Here is a 17,318-nt window from a genome sequence, read left to right as displayed (position 1 = left end):
TCGATGACTCACGGGAACGGAGGCTTCGCGGTGGACGGCGGATCTCCCCAGCTACTTCGATTCGAGGTGCTCGGGCCGTTAGGGGCCTGGCGGGGCGCAACGCCCCTGGAGCTAGGTCCGGTCAAGCGGCAGGCAGTACTGGCCGCGCTGCTGCTGCGCCAAGGGGCCGTGGTCAGTCATGACCGGCTGCTCGACGCAGTGTGGGGGCCGGAGCCGCCCGCAGGCGGCCGCAAGGTGCTGCCCACTCACGTCAACTCGCTGCGCAGGACCCTCGATCCGGAAAGCACCCAGCCCGCGGAGTCGGTGATCCGCAGCGGCAAGGGCTGGTACCGCTTCGTCGTCGAGGCGGTTCGGCTCGACACGGCGGATCTGGACGCGCGGAGCGACGAGGCACTGCGCACCGTCACATCGGGCGATCTGGCCGCGGCGGCAGTTCAGTTGTCCGAGGCCCTCGCGCTGTTCCGGGGCGAGCCCCTGGCCAACCTTCCGGGACCGTTCGCGCAGGAAGAACGGCAGCGGCTGGAGGAGCGCCGGCGGACGCTCCGGCTGGAGCGGCTCAAGTGCCTGGTCCTGCTGGGCCGCTTCGGCGAGGCCCTCGACGACCGCGGCGGGCTGTCCGCGTCCGACCGCTACGACGAAGCGCTGACGGCCTTGCGCGTGCGGGCCCTGTACGGCTGCGGACGTCAGGCGGAAGCACTCAAGGCCTACGAGGACATACGCGTACGACTGCGTGACGAGCTCGGAGCCGATCCCGGTGAGGAGCTGCGCCGGGTGCACGAAGCGGTGTTGCACCAGGACGACGTGTTCCTCCTGCGTCCGCCGGCTTCTTCCCCGCTCAGGCTCACCACGCCAGGCGAGAGCGCCGTGCCCGCCGAACTCCCACACGACGCCCCGGGCTTCGCGGGCCGCACCGCCGAACTCGCCCGGCTCCACGCCCTGCTTCCGCCCGCGCAGGACCAGGTGGCTGCGAACACCGTTGTCATCTCCGCCATCGGTGGCGCCGCCGGCATCGGCAAGACAGCGCTGGCCGTGCACTGGGCACATCAGGTCCGCGAGCACTTCCCGGACGGCCAGCTCTACGTCAACCTCCACGGCTTCGACCACGACCGGCAGCCCCTCGAGCCCGGCGAGGCCCTTGAGTTGCTGCTGCGCAGCCTGGGGCTCGCGGCGTCGGAGATCCCCCCGCACCACGAGGCCCAGGGCCGCGTGTTCCGGACCCTGCTGACCGATCGGCGCATGCTCGTCCTGCTGGACAACGCGGCCTCGGCAGAGCAGGTACGTCCGCTGCTGCCGTCCAGCCCGACCTGTTGCGTCGTCGTCACCAGCCGCAACCGGCTCGGCGACCTCGTCGCCCGCGACGGGGCTCACGCCCTCCCGCTGGACCTCCTCCAACCGGACGAGGCGCGTGCCCTGCTCAGCCGGGCACTCGGCGCGGACCGGGTCGCCGCCAACGAGCGCGCGGTCGACGAGCTGATCGGGCTGTGCGGTGGCCTTGCGCTGGCGCTGCGCGTGGCCGCCGCCAGGTTGGCGGGCGACCCGGCCCTGCGGACGGCCGACCTGGTCGCCGAGATGACCGAGGGAAACAGGCTGGAGGCGCTTGAGTCGGGCGGTGACGCCAACTCCCCTTTGCGTACGGCGTTCTCGGTGTCGTACGGGGTCCTGGCGCCCGGCGCGCGCCGACTGTTCCGGCTGCTCGGCCTGTTCCCCGGAGCGGAGTTCACCGCCGAGGCGGCGGCGGCCTTGCTGGACGCGCCACCGCCGCAGGCCCGCCGCCTGCTCGGCGCCCTGTCCGCGGCGCATCTGATCGAACCCGCGACAGCGGGCCGTTACCGCTTCCACGATCTCCTCCGCGAGTACGCGCAGGAACGGGCGTCGGCGGAGGAGACGGCCACGGACAGGGACGCCGCGCTGGAACGGCTCCTGATCTGGTACCTGAACGCCACGCGTGCCGCCGCGGGGACCGGGCTCTTTCCGGAACTGCCCGGCAGCCTCCGCCCCTGCGAGCGCCCGGGCATACCGTCGACCACCGATCCCGAGCAGTGGCTGGATGCGGAACGGGCGAATCTGCTGGCCGTGATCCACCATGCCGGCCGCCACGGTCCCCACCCCATCGCCTGGTACCTGACCTCCGCACTGTTCAGTCACTTCTGGATCCATCTGTCACGGAAGGCATGGCAGACCACCGCACAGACGGCACTGGACGCCGCCGAGGCCGAAGGCGACCTGTTCGGCCAGTCGGCGATGCACTCCTGCCTGGCAGCGGCGCGGTGGGACCGGGGGCATGTCCGACAGGCGATGGAGCACGCCGCACGCGCACTGGACATCAGCCGGGAGCTCGGTTGGGCGGCGGGCGAGGCGTCGGCTCTCGGCCTCAGAGGTTTCACGCAGTGGAGCATGGCGCGCCTCGACGCGGCGCACGACGATCTCAGCATCGGCCAGCGCATCTTCCGGGAGGCCGGGAATCGCTATTTCGAAGGGTTCGGCGTGGTCGGCCTCGGTATGACCTGCCGGGACCTGGGCCGGCTGCGCGAGGCGGCCGACCACCTCGAACGTGCCGTCGGCCTTGAGGCAGAGCTCAGTTGGTGGGACGCCGGCGCGTCCTTGCAGGCCCTGGGCGGGGTCTACTGGGAACTCGGCCGTCTCGCCGACGGGCTCGGCCTCCTCAGCCCGGAGGTGGCCTCCGACAAAAGGGCCGGTTACCGCAACGGCCACGCGATGATGCTCGACGCCATGGCGAAGATCAACCTCGAACTCGGCCGTCATGAAGAGGGGTTGGAGCAGGCCGAGCGAGCCTTCTCCATGGTCAAGGACGCGAAACGGTACTGGGTCCAGTCCGGCATCCTCAACACCGTCGCCGCGGCCCACCGAAGACTGGCACGTCTGGACCGAGCCCTTCAGACCGACGAGCAGGCTCTCGCCCTGGCCCGCGAGGCACGATTCAAACGCGCCGAAGCGGACAGCCTCGTCAGCCTCTCCCTCACCCACCAGGAAAGAGGCCGCTACGACGAGGCCCGCAGCCACGCCGAACAGGCACTGGCCCTGGCCCGCGAAAGCTCCTTCCGCGTCGTGGAAGGTCAGGCCCTGACCGCCCTGTGCTCGACAGCGGAGTCCGATTCGGCCCATGCCACGGCCGTCCCTCTCGGCCAACAAGCCCTCGCCATACACCGCGAGACCGGCCACCGACTCGGCGAGGCCCGCACCCTCATGACACTCGCCCGCGCCCATCGAAAGACCGACGGCGCTGCCGCTGCGCTGATGAGGCAGCAGGCATGGGACATCTTCTCGGACATCGGCGTGCCCGCGAAGGAGTACCAGGATCTCGACCGATGACATTTCGGCCACCGTGCCCGTCAGTCCCGTTCCCGCCGCAGCCAGGTCGTGTGCTCCGGCCCGTAGCGGTAGGCGCGGAAGACCGCATTCTGGTCTCTCGGGAGGATCCAGGCCGACACCGGTGCTCGCGTCCTCATCCCCGGCGGCCACTGCGTGCACTCGCGGCCAACCATCGCCAGGACCCGAGCCGGACGTGAGACCTGTCCGGACCGGACAGTCCCGACGACGCCCATCGTCCCACCGGAGACCGGTGGATTTCACCCATCGCCCCAGAAGCAGCAAGGGTGCCTGATGGAGGGTCACGCACGGCTGTCCACCGGTCGTCCACCGGGACCCTTCGCGCAAGCATGATCAAACCGCTGCGAGCAGGTAAAGGGCCAGGTCAGAGGGCTAGATCACCGATCTCGTCACAGAAACCAAACCTCCGACCTACGCATTACGATGCACAGACGGACAGCGCCCGATTTGCCGAGATTCCAAGGTCGTCCGAGACAAGAAACCCCAGTTCAAAGGCCTGACCTGGGATTAACTCCGACACCATGGCCAAGGCCGGCCGTTGGCCGGCCGCCGAGCACCCCGAGGCCGCCGATCCCGCCCGCCGGACGAGGGCGGGCCGCGCGGGCCTGTGTGACGAGGCCCGGCCCGAACTCCGAGCCCGCGCTGCGCCTGTGGCGCTCGGTGCGCGAGAACCATCTCGCCCCGATCTCCCCGTTCGCCGACCGGATCCTGACCCAGTTGATCACCCCGGCCGGCGGCCCCGAGATCCTGGCCACGCCCCGCGGGGACGGACCCTGGAGTCCAGTAGCCTGGGCGTTGCAGCCGCCAGAGACAGCGACACCACATGGGGAGGGCCATGCCCGAGGAACAGGACGGCGTCGTGATGTACTGGCGGCCCGGCTGCGTGTTCTGCATGAAACTGCGACTGAGCCTGCTCTTCACCCGCCTGCGCTACACCAGGCGGAACATCTGGCGGGACAAGGACGCAGCGGCGTTCGTCCGCTCCGTCGCGGGCGGGAACGAGACGGTGCCCACCGTCACCGTCGCCGGGCACGCCATGGTCAACCCGTCGAAGCGACAACTGCTGGACGCGGTCCGCGAGTACGCGCCGCACCTGCTGGCGTCCTGACCCGGCGCTGGGAGCAGCGATGCCGGGGCCGACGGCCTCTGCACGGCCCGAAGCCATGCGCGCAGCGCAGCCTTCAGTACTCCTCGGTCTCGACGAAACCGGCGCCCGCGTCGCTGTTCGCACCGAAGGCGTCGGCAGTAGCCGTGGGGTCGGATCCAGGCGGGCCAGGCTCACGGCCAACGACTTCGGGTTGAAGTGTGCCCACTGGGCGGTGTGCGGGTCGCAGGGTCGTGATCATGACCGATGATCAGCAGGCTCACGAAGAGGCGACCGTGGAGGTGTGGGGGAGGGTCGAGTCGTGGCTTGAGCGAAACGCGGCCCGCAGTCACGGGCGGCTTCCACGCCCTGCCACGGAGGACGAGATCCGCGCGCCCCCTCGAGGAAACTACCGCACTCGCCTGCTCGGGCCCTGCGAAGGAAGTCGGGGCTCGTATGCAGCACGCGCCATGGCAGCTCCCGGCATCTCGCGTTGGATTTCAGTAGCGTGGAGGGATGAGAAGACGCGGGGGGAGGCTCGCAGTCGTCGCGAGCCTGGCAGCCGGTGCGACCCTGGTACTGGGCGGATGCGGCAGGATCAGCACACGGGACACCGGTACGGGGGGCACGAGCGCGGCAGAACTCGGGTTCAAGAAGTATGCGGGTGCGGTGGACTACCCGTCGGTGACCGGCCCGCATAACAAGGGGTACGTAGCGCCCCGCGAGGGCCTGCGCCAGCTGGTGCCACTGGGCGACTGTGCCCTGGGCGAGGGGACGTTCGCCAACGGCTACCGCTATGTGAACGTCAACTGGACTGGCTCCGACGGCTGCACGAAGCTCTCGATCACCCCGAAGCCGGGCGCCGCCGACGAGACCGACGTGCCGTACTCCATGCGCAGCGGCTGGCCCGGCGGCGGCCTGCCGGGCGACGTGGTGGTGCCGTGGGACGACGGTTCACTGATCGGCGTCGGCGCCACATTGACCCGCCGGACGCCGAACGGCGAGCAGTCCCGGCTCGCCACACTTCCACTGACGTTCAACACCCGCCCCGAGCAGGAGACCGCGGACGACGCCTCGGTGAACACCGCGGTGAAGGTCGGCTCGCTCCTGCTGATCGGCGGCGGCCAGACCGTCGACCAGGTGGAGACCCCGTACGTGTTCGCGTCCGACGACGCGGGCAAGACCGTGCGACGCGTGCCGCTGCCGACGATCGACGGTCGGCAACCGTCCACACCCGTGGGCGACTTCGGCGTCAACGGCAAGGAGGTCGTCGCCTTCGGCGCGGCAGCGACCAACGCCTACGACTTCCACTCCTCGGGCACGATCCCGTTCTGGCGCAGCGCCGACGGCGGCGCGCACTGGACGTCCGGCGACATCACCGGGACGCCACCGGGCACACAAGTGCACAGCGTTCTGCATGCGTCGGGCCACTGGTTCGCCGTGGGCGGCTATGCCAAGGCCGGCGCCTTCTACGACTCCCTCCCGCTGGTTCTCACCAGCCAGGACGGCGCCCACTGGACCCGGATGGACACCTCGGCCATGGGCGACGGCGAGATCACTGCCGCGACCGTCGACTCCGCGGGCCACCCGGTCCTGGTCGGCTCGGCCCCCCGGCCCAAGTCCAAGCCGAACACCCGCACAGTGCTGTGCGGTTCCGTCTGGGTCGGCAACGGGACGACCACGGGTTGGAAACGCGCCGGCCTCGGCTGCAGCGAGGACCCCCCGAGAACGGCGGTCACCCTCGCGGACGGGCGCGTGCTGATCGCAGGCAACCGGGACCTCTGGCTCGCTCGAAGCACGGGGCCGGGGCGCGGTCACGGGTCTTGACCTCTTCCCGCGGGCGGGCGATCACAGGATCCGCGAAATCGGCGAGGCCCTGGAATTGCTGCGGGGTGCCGCGGCGCTCAACATCTGGAACGACCGCCGCGCACGGGGGCCGTACTGGCTGGGCTGGTGCCGTGCGCCGCGGCCACGACACTCCGGCGGCGCCGCCCTGGCGGAGCGGCCGGGTGCCGGATTCGGAGGCCCGGCCCGCTCGAAGAAGGCGATCGTAGGCGATCTCGATGGGGAGGGTGAGGCCGAAGCGTCGGCGGATCTGGTCGGCCTGGCGAATCCGGCCACGGCACGAGGGCGACCACTCGGGGCACCGTCCGTACAGCCTCATCGGTCGGTACCGATGTCCACCGACACTTGTCCGGAAACACGTCCGGACAGTCGGCGAGGTTGTCGGGCGAGGACAAGGCAGCCCTGGTCCCGCTGCCGTCGACGAACTGCAGCTGAATGATGTACGTCGCCGCATCGATGCCGTGGTTGGTCACCGTGAACTCGGCCTTGGGGATCTTCGTGGTGCCGTCGACCGTGCAGGAGTCGATCGTCACGTCGTCCGAAACCGACGCGTCCTGACCGGCGGCAGCCGTTGGATCACCGGCTCCCTTCCGCAGGTGTGGCCGGGGTCCCGGACCCCCACCCGGGCCGGCCGAAGGCTGTCCCACAACGAGGTCTTCGTCGACGAGGATCGGTACGGGAAGAGCGGCCCCGGCCGCCCTGTTCCGGGGACCGCCTCAGTCCACACGGCACCCCGCGTGTGCGGCCCGTACCCGGCTGCGGACGTCGGCGACGACCGCGGAACGGGTGAACGCGTCCGTGACCTGGAGCAGCCAGGCGGCTTCGGCGTCGACCGTGCCCGGTACCGCGTACGAGGCCTGGTTCGCGTCCGGTGCGCCGCCGTATCGCCGCCCGGCGCGCCGGTTCTCCAGTGCCGCCGCGATCATGGCGGCTTCGACCACCGCTCCGTGCGGTGACGGACCCGCGGTCTCGGCCACCCAGGCGGGGACGTCGGGGTGGATGTACGGACGCAGCGCCAGAAGTCCGTCGCGGATCTCGATGACGCGTCGGTAGAGGACGAAGTGCGCGAGCCGGAGGCTGCAGGGCCGCCAGGAGGGAACGGCCGAGGCGAGTGCGATTTCCGGCAGTTGGGCGTGCAGCGCCGACCACAGTGGTTCCAGAGCCCGGTAGCGCCAATGCGCTCGGGGCCGATCCAGTGCCGCGGCGAGCCGCCCACCCCAGAGGGTGATGGTCGCGCCGCTGGTCACGAGGGCGGCGGTGACCATACCGAGGGACGTGGACACCAGGTCTTCTCCGGCCTTCTGCCGCCCGTTCACGAGAATGGCCGCGATGTCGTCCAGTGCCCACAGGGTCCACACCGTGCCGACCACGACGGCTGATGTCATCAGCCGGAGGCCCGAGCGCAGCAGACCGGGGCCGGTCCGTCGCAGGTGCCGGACGAGTTCCCGGCCCAGGGCCAGCAGGCACCAGCAGCCGTAGCACACGAAGAGCCCGTTGTACGCGGCGAGTTGAGGTCCCCGGCCGTCGGCCGCCACCACGACGTCCCCCTCGGCTGTGGTGCCGCTGAGGAGGAAGAGCACCGGCGACGCCACCTGGACGATGATCGCCAGGATGGCCTGCACCCGCGTCTCCGTCCGGGTCGCAGCCGGTTTCCGCAGAGGCAGCGCCGCCAGGACGAGGAAACTCAGACCGGCCGTCATCAGCTCCTGGGTGAGCAGCATGACCGGCTTGTCCGCCGGCGTCAGGCGGTCCAGCGCCGCCTGCGTCGCCGGGGCGCCAAGCAGCATCGCCACCCCCATGCACAGTGCGGACCCGCCCAGGAAGCCCTGCGCCGGATCGGCTCCCGCACCGCGGGTCACCATCAGGCGGTGCACGGCGAAGACGAGGAAGACCGCGGCCGCGAGATACGCCATGAGGTCAGCCACGCCCAGGGCTCCGGCCTCCCCGCGCGCCCAGCACGGACTCCAGCCTGGTCCGCGGCGTGCCGGGCGGCGGGCCGTTCGTCCTGGCCGCCGCTCGGCAGAGGATGAACGAGGCCACGAGTTCGGCCTCCCGTTCGTGCGGCTCGGTGTAGACGGTCCTGCCCAGTACGCGCCGGACCAGGGACCCGGGGAGGTGGGGCAGCAGCGGGGACGCGGCCGCGGAATCGGCCTGGGCGGTCTTGTCGTGGCCGCAGATGAGATGGGCCGCCTCATGCAGGAGGATGTGCTGCTGATGCAGTGGCGTGGTGTCAGCCGCGTACAGGATGCGGTCGGCGTGGTCCGTGGTCACCAGCAGCCCACACGGGATGTGCGGACCGGCGGCGATCGGCACCAGTTCGATCGGACGCTCGCGCGCCCGCCCGAGCATCTCGATGAAGGTCACCGCGTCGAAGGGATCGGGCAGTTCCAGTCCGTCGACGATGTGCCGGCACCGTTCCCACATCCGTCCGGGCCCGTCAGCCTTCACGCCGGTCCTCTTCCGTTTCCCCTGGGCCGCCGACCGCGCAGCGCTTCGGTCAGTCGGTGCCCTGTTCCCGGCGGGCGATCACATCGATCATGTCGCTGATGGTGCCGACTCCTTCGGCGGAGAGGTTGACCGCCCGCAGGGCCACACTGCGCACCCCGGCGTCGCGCAGCGCTCCGAGCAGCTCGAGCTCCTGGGCGATCGCCGCGCCCTGCACCTCGTCGAAGAAGTACGCGACCGGGACCTGGAAGAACTGGGCCAGCGCTTCCAGGTGACGCTTGGTCGGATTGTCCCGTCGCCCGGTACGCAACTGCCACAGGTACGTCGCGGAGAAGCTCTCGCCGGTCGCCTCCCGGCACGCCCTGGCGACTTCCTCGTGGCTGTACTGCTCCCGGTTGGGCCTGCGCACCACACGGAACAGCGCGTCGATCTTCGCTGCCAGCGTCGATGCATCCGACTCGGCCATTCGGCACCTCCTTCGCGACTCCTCCCCCACCGGCGCGGGAAGAGCTGCTCCATTCATCCTAGCTGACGGGCGGGCCTCGGACCTCAGGCCGGCTGGCGGGCGGGGCTCAGAGGCGCACACCGGCCAGGACGCCTCACCCACCGACGTCGGGGCCGCCCTGTCGGCATCCGCCGCCCGGCCGGCGGCGGATGCCGACAGGGGTTGTGCTCGTTCCGGCTGGAACGGGACGCCACTCCGGAAGACGTGACCTCGCGCCGCCCCCGCCCTGGGCCGATCGCGTCGACCGCGATCCCCTGACAGACGTCGCACGGCACACCCGACTCCCGTCGGAGACCTGCGCTTTACGCCCGAGTCGGGCGCACCTCGACCGTCCGACGAGGACAGTGACCTGCGGGGGACCCGCGAGGACGGCGGCCCGAGAAGACTTCCGCGCCACCCCACCCCGTCTCCGATGCCCCGGCACCCCGCGCCGGGCTCAGTGCGGCAGCGCCCCCTCCGTGCAGCGCAGCACCCCGTTCAGCGTGACCGGCTTCAGGTCTCCGTCGCCGGGCAGCTTCACGTCCGAGAGCACGATCCGCTTGCCGTCCAGCTTCACCGGGAGCTCGCTCCGGGACGAGGCGGCACCCCAGGTGTCGAAGCCGCCCCCCTCTCCCTTGTCGACGGAGAGCTGCACGGAGGCCAGGTCGTCGGTGACGGTGATCGTGAGGCTGTCCGTGCCCGCGTCCCGTTCCCGCTGGCCGACCGCGATCACCCCGTCGCCCTCAGGCCTGCACAGCACCTCGCCGAGTCTCAGTTCCTCGTCGCGGGCGCCGGTGACGCGGAGGGTGTTCACGTCCCCGGTGTCCCCCGTGACCACGTCCCCGGTGTCGATGCGCCCGGAGGTGCAGGCGAGGCGTCCCGTGAGCGTGAACCGGACCCCTGTGTCGCCCGAGGCCATGTCGCTCATGGACAGCTGCACGCCATCGAGGTCGAGGAGCGTCCCGTCACTGGTCCGCGGTGCTCGGGCGGCGTTGGCCGGCTCCGAGCCGCCGAACGCGGCCATCCAGTTGTGGCCGTCGTTCGTGGTGAACCCGAGTTGGTCGTACTTCCCGTTCTTGACGACGACACTGAGGGTGGCCTTGCCGTCGTCCGGGTTCGAGGCCAGGACGGCGAAGTCGCCCTGCTTCCCGTAGCTCGAACAGGCGACCTTGGGGTACAAGGTCTCGCTCTGCCCGGAAGGGCCGACGTAAGACACCGTGGCGGCGACCGCGCGGGTCGCCGCCGACGAGGCCGACGCCTGCGCCGCGTCCTGTCCGCCGGCCCCCGCGGAGGACGGGGTCGCGGTGGTCGCGCCCGTCCCGTCGGACGCGCTGCCCGAACCGCCGCAGCCCGCCAGCACCAGCAGCAGGCACACGGAGGCTCCGACGGGAACGCCCCGGTGCAGGCGCGGCGGATGCGGCAGGCAGCGGGATACAGGCGAGGTCGTACGCGGCACGGAGAAACGCATCTGGTCGGTCTCACTTCGTCGGGGACGGCACGACAGGGACTGGCGCGGGCAAGGGCATCAGCCCACGTAGAGAACGCGAACGTCACATTCATATGAGCTAATGCCCCCTCACCTTCTGGCCGAATCGGCGGACTGTCAACTAGGATGGATATCGCTTAACATTGCATCCATACTGGCTCATATCAGTCGGAACCAACGAGGAAGTGGCCAGGGCATGCCGCCAGGCGACCGGCGAGAGCTTCTCCGCGACGTATCCGCGACAGCTGTGCACCGTGCGGCGCGGTCAGCCGGGAACTCGAAGTGCGGAGCCAGACCGGCACCGAGACGGCCGAGGCCGCGCAGGGCGGTCGGACCGGAGCCCGGGAGACGACGCCGTCTCCCGCCGGCTCGCGCCGCGACCGCAGCCGAGGGACGAGGAACGGAACGCAACGACATGCACAACGGTGAGACGGGGGCCGGCGTGAACGACGGCGAGATCTACTTCAGCAGCAACTACCGCGACCAGTGCGAACAGCACGGGTCGGGAGCCGGCTTCCAGTTCGACTTCTACTGCTCCCGATGCCACGACACCTGGCGCTCGCCCTTCACGCCGTACAACCGCGGACGCATGGCGGGCTGGGCCGAGAAGGCCTCCGGCCTCGCCTCCGGATTCCTCGGCAGCGGTGGCTACGGCGCCTCGCGCGCCGTGGACGGCCTGGCCGAGGCCGGCTGGGGCCCGGCCAGGGACGAGGCCTTCCGCCATGCGATCACCGGCGCACAGTCGCACTTCAACCGCTGCCCGCGGTGCACCGACTACGTCTGCGACCGCTGCTGGAACGCCGGACAGGGCATGTGCCTGCAGTGCCTGCCGGACACGGCCGCCGAAGCCCTCGCCGCCCGCCAGCAGGGCCTCAACGACGCGGTATCCGACCGTTCCTACGCCGTCGGACAGCAGAGCGGCCAGCGTTTCGACGTGAACACGGACCGCCAACTGGTGTGCCCGCAGTGCTCCACCGAATCCAGGGGGGCCGCCTACTGCTCCGGCTGCGGCCACCACCTGGCCCAGCCCGACCCGTGCGGTTCGTGCCGGAACCCCGTGCCACAGGGCGCTGCCTTCTGTCCCTCCTGCGGCACCCGGCGATAGGCCGACGCCGCACGGCGCCTGGGCGGCACGAGTGCTGCCGGGCTCGCCCGAGACCGACAACTGGGACCGTACATTCCCGCAATCCGATGCACATCGCCGAACACCTCGACGGCACCGCCGCCTGCCCCTTCACGGCGGCGCCGCCCGACCTTCATCCGCATCCGGGGGCGGCGAGGTCGGGGCCGGGGCCGACCTGAGCACCGTTCAGGCTTGGCACGCCGGGTGTACTCAACGGCTCCGCGCATATGGCTCGTCGTCGTCCCACACGCTATCGCCGTCGCCGTCGGCACACCCGTACCGAACCATGAGGCCAGCCTCATACCTGGCCGATGAGATCCCGGGGGGACCTGCGGCGCAAGGGGCCGCTCCGCGCGCGTTCCGCACAGACGAGACAGCCCGGATTGAGCGTTGGCGCGCCCGCCAGCGACGGATGGTCAGCCGCTCATCGGCCCCGCGACATTGAACGTCGACTCCCCGTGACCGGCACGGACCACGATCGCTTCGGCCGGTTCCGCGGACGGATTGCTCTCTCGATGGACGACGCCCTTGGGGACGCAGACGAAATCGCCGGGACCGGCCTCGACCGAGCTCGAGCCGTCCGGGCCGAACTCCATCCTGAGGGCACCGGTGAGAACGTAGACCACCGTGTCGTACTCGCCATGGTGGTGCCATGCGGATGCCATTCCGGGCTCCGTGTGCACCAGTCCGCTCCACATACCGTCGGTGGTGAACGCCTCCTGCCGGTCCATCCCCGGCGTCGGCGGACCGCTCCTTCGGTCGCCAGGGGACACCACCCGCACCTGGTCGCTCTGTGCCTTCATGACAGTTCCCTGCACGCCCCCTACGCTCCCTTCAAGCATGCTCTCGAAGCGAGACGTCCACCACCGCCGCAACAGGTGCGCGCCTCCCGGTCAGACAAGGAACGCCGCAGCCGTCCACAGCACGAAGAAGGCGACCAGCAGGGGGCCCAGCGGCATCCCGCGGTCACGGGTGCGACTGTCCTCGCCGGGCCGCAGCTGCGGATGCGCCTGCATGGCCGCGATTCCCTCGGCCGCGCGCAGGTGCGCGGGACGCGCGCTCGACGAACGGCCCCGCCGACGGCGCAGGCTCGCGCGCTGCCACCGCACACCTGCGGATCCGGAGATCTCGGCGTGTCCCTCCTCGGTCCAGGCCACCCGCGTCACCTGCTCCCACGGAATGTGCCGGACCTTCCACACGCCGGTCAGCCATACGCCGCCGCGGTCGGCGGTGATCCGCCAAGCACCCAGCACCGCCGCGAACCACGGCGCGAACACCATCCACAGCAGGGGCGCTCCGGAGATGACGTCCGCGCCCGACCGCAGCCGGGCGCCCTGAGCCCAGACGATCGCGGCCGCCGTGAGGACCACGGCACCCGCCCCCGCCCGATCCGCCACACTCGGCCCCCACCGCCGTACGCGACCGCCCGTCGGCAGCCGCGCGCCGATCTCCCGGAGCCGCTCCGGTGCGGGCACCGGCACCGTACGCGAGACCCGGGGTCGGTCCCACCGCGGCAGCTCACCTGCGCGCGGCAGGACCAGCGGCCCGGTTCGCAGCACCGCGGGGCCGTCGTCGGGGACCGCGGTGACCAGGACCACCGGGGAGGAGGCCCGCGGTGCGCCGTACACCAGCACCTCGCGGGGCCGCCTGTCGACCTCGGCCTCGTCCTTGTCGCCCGCCGCCTCCCACTGCGGTGCGTCGGTCCGCGTTCGTGTCCCCGGCCCGTTCCCTAGCGGCTCGGCCCAGCAGCGCAGGACGAACCGGCCGCTCGCCTCGTCGGCGGGCCGCACCCACGCGTTGCCGCGCCCGTCGAAGACCGCCACGGCGCGCAGTACCGGCGCCGGACGGCGCAGCAGCGCCGTATCGCGGCGGCGGGCGCGGATGCCGGAGGTGAGCAGGGGCAGCGCGGGCAGGGCGACGGCGAGGGCGAGGAGTTGCCAGCCGACCGGCGCGTACGGTTCCTGGGCAAGCCGGGCCCAAGTCCCGTCGGCCAGCACCTCGACCCGCTGGCCGAGCCTGTAGTCGTGGGGAGACTCAGCGTCCAGCGTGCGCGTCACACCGCCTGCGCGGACACGGATACTCACGTCCCCCGTCTTTACGACCGTGCCGGTGAGATGGGCGGCCCGTTCAGCCCGGCGGGCATCGTCGTGGATACCGCGCAGCGCCATGCCCACCGCTCCGGCCACGACCCCGAGCAGTACGAGCGCCACGACGATCCGGATCGTGCCGCGCAGCGCAGCCGCCTCACCGCCCGGCACCCGGTGACGCGACGCACCGGCCACCCGGCCGGCCGCCAGCCGCTGCCGTCGCCGTGCGAGCAGGCGCCACCCCGCCGCAGCCCACGTCGCGGCCGAGGCCGTCAACACCACCCCGGTCACGGCCGCGTAGACTCCGCCCGGCAGCGGAAAGGTCTCGACGACGACCAGCGTCATGAGCGCCGGAGCGCCCAGCAGCACCAGTTCGGGGAAGCAGAAGCACAGCGACCACAGCACCTGGCCCAGAACCAGACCCCATGTGCACAGCCCGAGCCAGTCCGGTCCGCAGGGGTCGCCAGTGCCGCAGGCCGGGCCGGTAGCGGGGAGGAAAGCGGCGACAAGAGCCGCGGCCAACGCGACCAGTGCCGGCCACAGCGGGCGGGCCCAACGGGGCGGGTGCGGCGCCGCCCACCCTCCGGCGTCCTGCGCCGTCCACTCGGACACACCCTCGGGTATGGAGGAGCCGGGCAGCGAAACGGGTCTGTCAGTCTCGATCACGAACCGAGTATGCAGCCGACACCGCACCCGCACGGCGAATCCGCGGGAGCGAAACTGCTTGCCTCCCAGGCAGATTCCAGGGGTCGCATCGCGAGCATCTCCAGATCGACGGCGAGCGGGCGCAGAAAGGGAATCGCCGCGTCTCCCATCGCCGTGCACAACCGGCCCGCCATCTCCTCATCGCCCCGGAAACCGCGCTCCCGGAGTGCGCCGAGAAACGAGGCTGCCGTCTCCACGGCCTCCGGCAGTCCCTGCGCCACAGCCCCGGCCCGAAACAGGCCCATCCGCACAAATATGCAGGTCAACGGCCTACCTGTCGTCAGATTCACTGAGCGTGGAGACCTCACAACCTACGCACGGAATGCGTAGGCCAACCGGTGCTCCAAATAGGCGTTTCCATGGTCAAGGAAAAGGAAAAACCGCAGGTCATAGGCTTGACCTGCGGTTCACCACGGAGCCGCCTTCGGGATTCGAACCCGAGACCTACGCATTACGAGACCACGGGGGTTCGTGACGGCTGGTTCCGGCTCGTGCCACCCGGTGCTGTTCTGCCTGATCAGAGCAATTGCGACCAGTTCCACGGTGACACCCTGTGTTACCCGGTCCAAAGGCGTCCGGCCGCACTGTGGCCGCACATGGCCACACCCACAGATGTTCCGGGCGGCCGGAAGCCATTGTCACCCTCCGACAGGGCAGCCGCAATGGTGCTGTTCCGGCACCGGAACCGTACCCGTCAGCGGCAACACGCCTCTCGGAACAGGATGGCGCGACTGGCCTGCGGAACGGGCAGCACGTTGGCGGCAGAGCCCAGTCCGCTGGAGCGGTTCGAGGGCGACTGAGACAAGGCGGGCTCGCGCTTCCCGAGTGTGGTCGATCGTGTAGCGCGGCCTCATCGCGGACACGGCCACCACCGGGCTCGAGCGACACGCTCAACCAGCCCGGCCGTCGCGGACGCCCTCGGTCAGCCGCGCGGGTCAGGGTGTTGCCTCGATCCCAACACACTGACCGCGCGGGCCTCACCCGCCGCTCACCGAAGCCCCGCCCCGCCACCGAACGTATGGCGCACCAGTTCCCCGCCCTTCTTCGGCACCGCGAGGTCGTACGCCCCCGCGCCCGTGACGAGTTCGTACCGCTCGAACTTCGGCGCCAGCCGGACCTTCCCGCCCGCTGGCTAGGCGGAACAGCGCCTGGAGGGTCGCGCTCCGGTCTCCTCACGCGTCGCTCCAGACCGGTGCCTCACCGATGGCGAGCCGGAGATACCCCTGCCCCAGCCGCGCGACCTCCTTACCCTTGCCGACCGAGACCTCGACCGTCCGCCGATGCTCTGCGTGAACCCGACAACCCGCAGCGGCTGCCCGCCATCAAAGTCGGCGATGTCCCGCGCTGGCGTACGGCTCCGGATCCACGTCCAGCGCAGCAGAGGTCGCTGCTGGCGCTGACGAGGCAGACAGGCAGCGGGGGTCCGGCGCATTTCGCCAGGATCTTCGATGTCAGGGAACGATCCATCCTCGCAGCCCTCGAAGACGGCGAGTCCACCCGCTCAGCTCGCACGGATCTTCGCCTCCAGGGCCGCTGGACATGAATCGGCGGAGTTGGGTGAACGCCTGGCCGTGACCTTGCTCGGCGGCTTGCTGTGCCTGACTCCATACCTTGCTGACTGGCCAGTGGTCCAGCTGGGTTCGCATCCCCTTCCGCCAGATGTCCCACGTGGCGTCGCTGATCCATCCGGAGGCGCGCAGGTCGAGTTCGTCCTCGCAGAGTGACAGATAAGCCAGCAGTGCCTTGTGGTCCTCCTCCTCGAGTTCCTCGCCGTTATCGTGCCCTGTGGTAGCGCGGAGCGAGAGGCGATCCAGAAGCAGCCAATAGCGGCTGACATAGAAGTCCTCGAACGCGCGGATCCGTTGGCGCTGGCCCTGCCGCAGCCCTCCGACCGCCAGCAGCACGCCCACCGCCGTCGCGATCCCGGCTATGTCGCTGATCATCTACTCTCCCCCGTCGCCTGCTTGCCACTCGTGACGCTTTTACTGACGAGCATCTGTCGATGCGGTCAAGTGCCAATCAAATTATTGGGTTGGCTGTTCACTGAGATCCCGTCGGCCAGGAGTTCGGCACCGTCTTGGGCGGGGGCGAGCAAGGTGGCGAAGCATCGCGACCATCCCACGCAGGCCGACGATCACCTGCCGAACCCACTTGACCGGGTTGACCATTGGCCTGGCTGTCGAGAGCCTACAAGGCATCGGTCAGCGCCGAGCCCAGAAGCGGGACCTCTGAGAGGGCGGGTACCGCCCTCTCATGAGCTGCGATGCGCGTGATGGTCCGGACATTGTCTTCGAACAGATGCGCCTGCATGCCCGCGGCCTGGGCGGCCTCGACGGTGACTGCGACATAGTCGATGAAGAGATAGTGGACGCACGTCCCAGCTGGCGCGTGCTGCTCGAAGGCTCGCACGTCAGGTTTGCCGATGCCGATCTCGTGCGAGTAGACGATCTGATCCGCCAGTTCGTCGACGTGGAACAGCGCCACCTCCCGGGCACCAATGAAGCTGTTGCTCAGGATGCCCAGCATGGCCCCGCGAGGCGCTCCTTTTCTCGTACTGAGAGACACCCCGCTCGGATCCGTTGCCCGACGGCAGGGCGGCGGCGCTGCCCAAGCTGCCATGGGGCGCCGAGAGCCGGTACGAGCCGTAGCCGGTGACAGGCGGATCCGACGGACAAGAGTTCCCCGACCCCAGTCTCGCCGGATGGCCCCAC

General features: G+C 70.4%; 13 protein-coding genes. 5 read left to right on the top strand and 8 right to left on the bottom strand.

The genetic code is table 11. The features are described from left to right. Positions 1-3: 3 nt before the first annotated feature. The 4 genes from OG390_RS28775 (at position 4) to OG390_RS28760 (ending at position 6,835) form a co-directional block, all read left to right on the top strand. On the top strand, positions 4-3,330 hold the full coding sequence (locus tag OG390_RS28775) for an AfsR/SARP family transcriptional regulator (RefSeq protein WP_406172337.1): 3,327 nt from the start codon (positions 4-6) through the stop codon (positions 3,328-3,330). 853 nt (positions 3,331-4,183) lie between these two features. Further along, a complete protein-coding gene (locus tag OG390_RS28770; protein WP_406172335.1) occupies positions 4,184-4,456 on the top strand; it encodes a glutaredoxin domain-containing protein in 273 nt (90 codons plus the stop codon). Positions 4,457-4,948: 492 nt separating this feature from the next. Further along, positions 4,949-6,259, top strand: coding sequence for a hypothetical protein (locus OG390_RS28765; protein WP_406172334.1), 1,311 nt, complete (start codon positions 4,949-4,951; stop codon positions 6,257-6,259). Between the two features lie 453 nt (positions 6,260-6,712). After that, positions 6,713-6,835 (top strand): hypothetical protein, encoded by a 123-nt coding sequence (locus tag OG390_RS28760; protein ID WP_406172332.1) that lies wholly within the window; start codon positions 6,713-6,715, stop codon positions 6,833-6,835. A gap of 158 nt (positions 6,836-6,993) precedes the next feature. Here the strand turns inward: OG390_RS28760 and OG390_RS28755 are convergent, their stop codons facing one another. From OG390_RS28755 to OG390_RS28740, 4 genes are all read right to left on the bottom strand, one after another. Further along, the gene (locus OG390_RS28755; RefSeq protein WP_406172330.1) at positions 6,994-8,202 is read right to left on the bottom strand and encodes an MAB_1171c family putative transporter; all 1,209 of its coding nucleotides are present in this window, start codon (positions 8,200-8,202) and stop codon (positions 6,994-6,996) included. Further along, entirely contained in the window at positions 8,195-8,725 is a 531-nt protein-coding gene (locus OG390_RS28750; RefSeq protein ID WP_406172328.1) for a ParH-like protein, read from the bottom strand. Before OG390_RS28750 ends, OG390_RS28755 begins: the two co-directional genes overlap by 8 nt. Before the next feature lie 49 nt (positions 8,726-8,774). Continuing rightward, positions 8,775-9,188, bottom strand: coding sequence for an XRE family transcriptional regulator (locus OG390_RS28745; RefSeq protein ID WP_406172327.1), 414 nt, complete (start codon positions 9,186-9,188; stop codon positions 8,775-8,777). Between the two features lie 475 nt (positions 9,189-9,663). Next, positions 9,664-10,674, bottom strand: coding sequence for a hypothetical protein (locus OG390_RS28740; RefSeq protein ID WP_406172325.1), 1,011 nt, complete (start codon positions 10,672-10,674; stop codon positions 9,664-9,666). Between the two features lie 433 nt (positions 10,675-11,107). On the opposite strand from OG390_RS28740, the gene OG390_RS28735 reads away from it, so the two are divergent. Next, positions 11,108-11,797, top strand: a complete 690-nt coding sequence (locus OG390_RS28735; protein ID WP_406172323.1) for a double zinc ribbon domain-containing protein — start codon at positions 11,108-11,110, stop codon at positions 11,795-11,797. 434 nt (positions 11,798-12,231) lie between these two features. Here OG390_RS28735 and OG390_RS28730 read toward each other — a convergent pair whose 3' ends face one another. The 4 genes from OG390_RS28730 to OG390_RS28715 all read right to left on the bottom strand — a co-directional run bounded on the left by OG390_RS28730 (position 12,232) and on the right by OG390_RS28715 (position 17,133). After that, positions 12,232-12,618 carry a cupin domain-containing protein gene (locus OG390_RS28730; RefSeq protein ID WP_406172321.1) on the bottom strand — a complete coding sequence of 129 codons (387 nt, stop codon included), beginning with the start codon at positions 12,616-12,618 and terminating at the stop codon, positions 12,232-12,234. 90 nt (positions 12,619-12,708) lie between these two features. Beyond that, positions 12,709-14,568, bottom strand: a complete 1,860-nt coding sequence (locus OG390_RS28725) for a hypothetical protein (protein ID WP_406172320.1) — start codon at positions 14,566-14,568, stop codon at positions 12,709-12,711. A gap of 1,490 nt (positions 14,569-16,058) precedes the next feature. Further along, a complete protein-coding gene (locus tag OG390_RS28720; RefSeq protein ID WP_328506439.1) occupies positions 16,059-16,550 on the bottom strand; it encodes a hypothetical protein in 492 nt (163 codons plus the stop codon). A 244-nt stretch (positions 16,551-16,794) separates the two neighbouring features. Next, positions 16,795-17,133 (bottom strand): hypothetical protein, encoded by a 339-nt coding sequence (locus OG390_RS28715; RefSeq protein WP_327724631.1) that lies wholly within the window; start codon positions 17,131-17,133, stop codon positions 16,795-16,797. Between the last annotated feature and the right edge of the window lie 185 nt (positions 17,134-17,318).

It is taken from the genome of Streptomyces sp. NBC_00996 (assembly GCF_045162675.1).
Lineage (GTDB): Bacteria > Actinomycetota > Actinomycetes > Streptomycetales > Streptomycetaceae > Streptomyces.
This window is presented reverse-complemented; position numbering and strand designations above follow the sequence as displayed.

Coding starts and splice junctions, on each gene's coding strand:
- OG390_RS28775 (WP_406172337.1), top strand. CDS start 4: ATGACTCACGGGAACGGAGGCTTCGCGGTGGACGGCGGATCTCCCCAG.
- OG390_RS28770 (WP_406172335.1), top strand. CDS start 4,184: ATGCCCGAGGAACAGGACGGCGTCGTGATGTACTGGCGGCCCGGCTGC.
- OG390_RS28765 (WP_406172334.1), top strand. CDS start 4,949: ATGAGAAGACGCGGGGGGAGGCTCGCAGTCGTCGCGAGCCTGGCAGCC.
- OG390_RS28760 (WP_406172332.1), top strand. CDS start 6,713: ATGATGTACGTCGCCGCATCGATGCCGTGGTTGGTCACCGTGAACTCG.
- OG390_RS28745 (WP_406172327.1), bottom strand. CDS start 9,188: ATGGCCGAGTCGGATGCATCGACGCTGGCAGCGAAGATCGACGCGCTG.
- OG390_RS28740 (WP_406172325.1), bottom strand. CDS start 10,674: ATGCGTTTCTCCGTGCCGCGTACGACCTCGCCTGTATCCCGCTGCCTG.
- OG390_RS28735 (WP_406172323.1), top strand. CDS start 11,108: ATGCACAACGGTGAGACGGGGGCCGGCGTGAACGACGGCGAGATCTAC.
- OG390_RS28730 (WP_406172321.1), bottom strand. CDS start 12,618: ATGAAGGCACAGAGCGACCAGGTGCGGGTGGTGTCCCCTGGCGACCGA.
- OG390_RS28720 (WP_328506439.1), bottom strand. CDS start 16,550: ATGATCAGCGACATAGCCGGGATCGCGACGGCGGTGGGCGTGCTGCTG.
- OG390_RS28715 (WP_327724631.1), bottom strand. CDS start 17,133: ATGCTGGGCATCCTGAGCAACAGCTTCATTGGTGCCCGGGAGGTGGCG.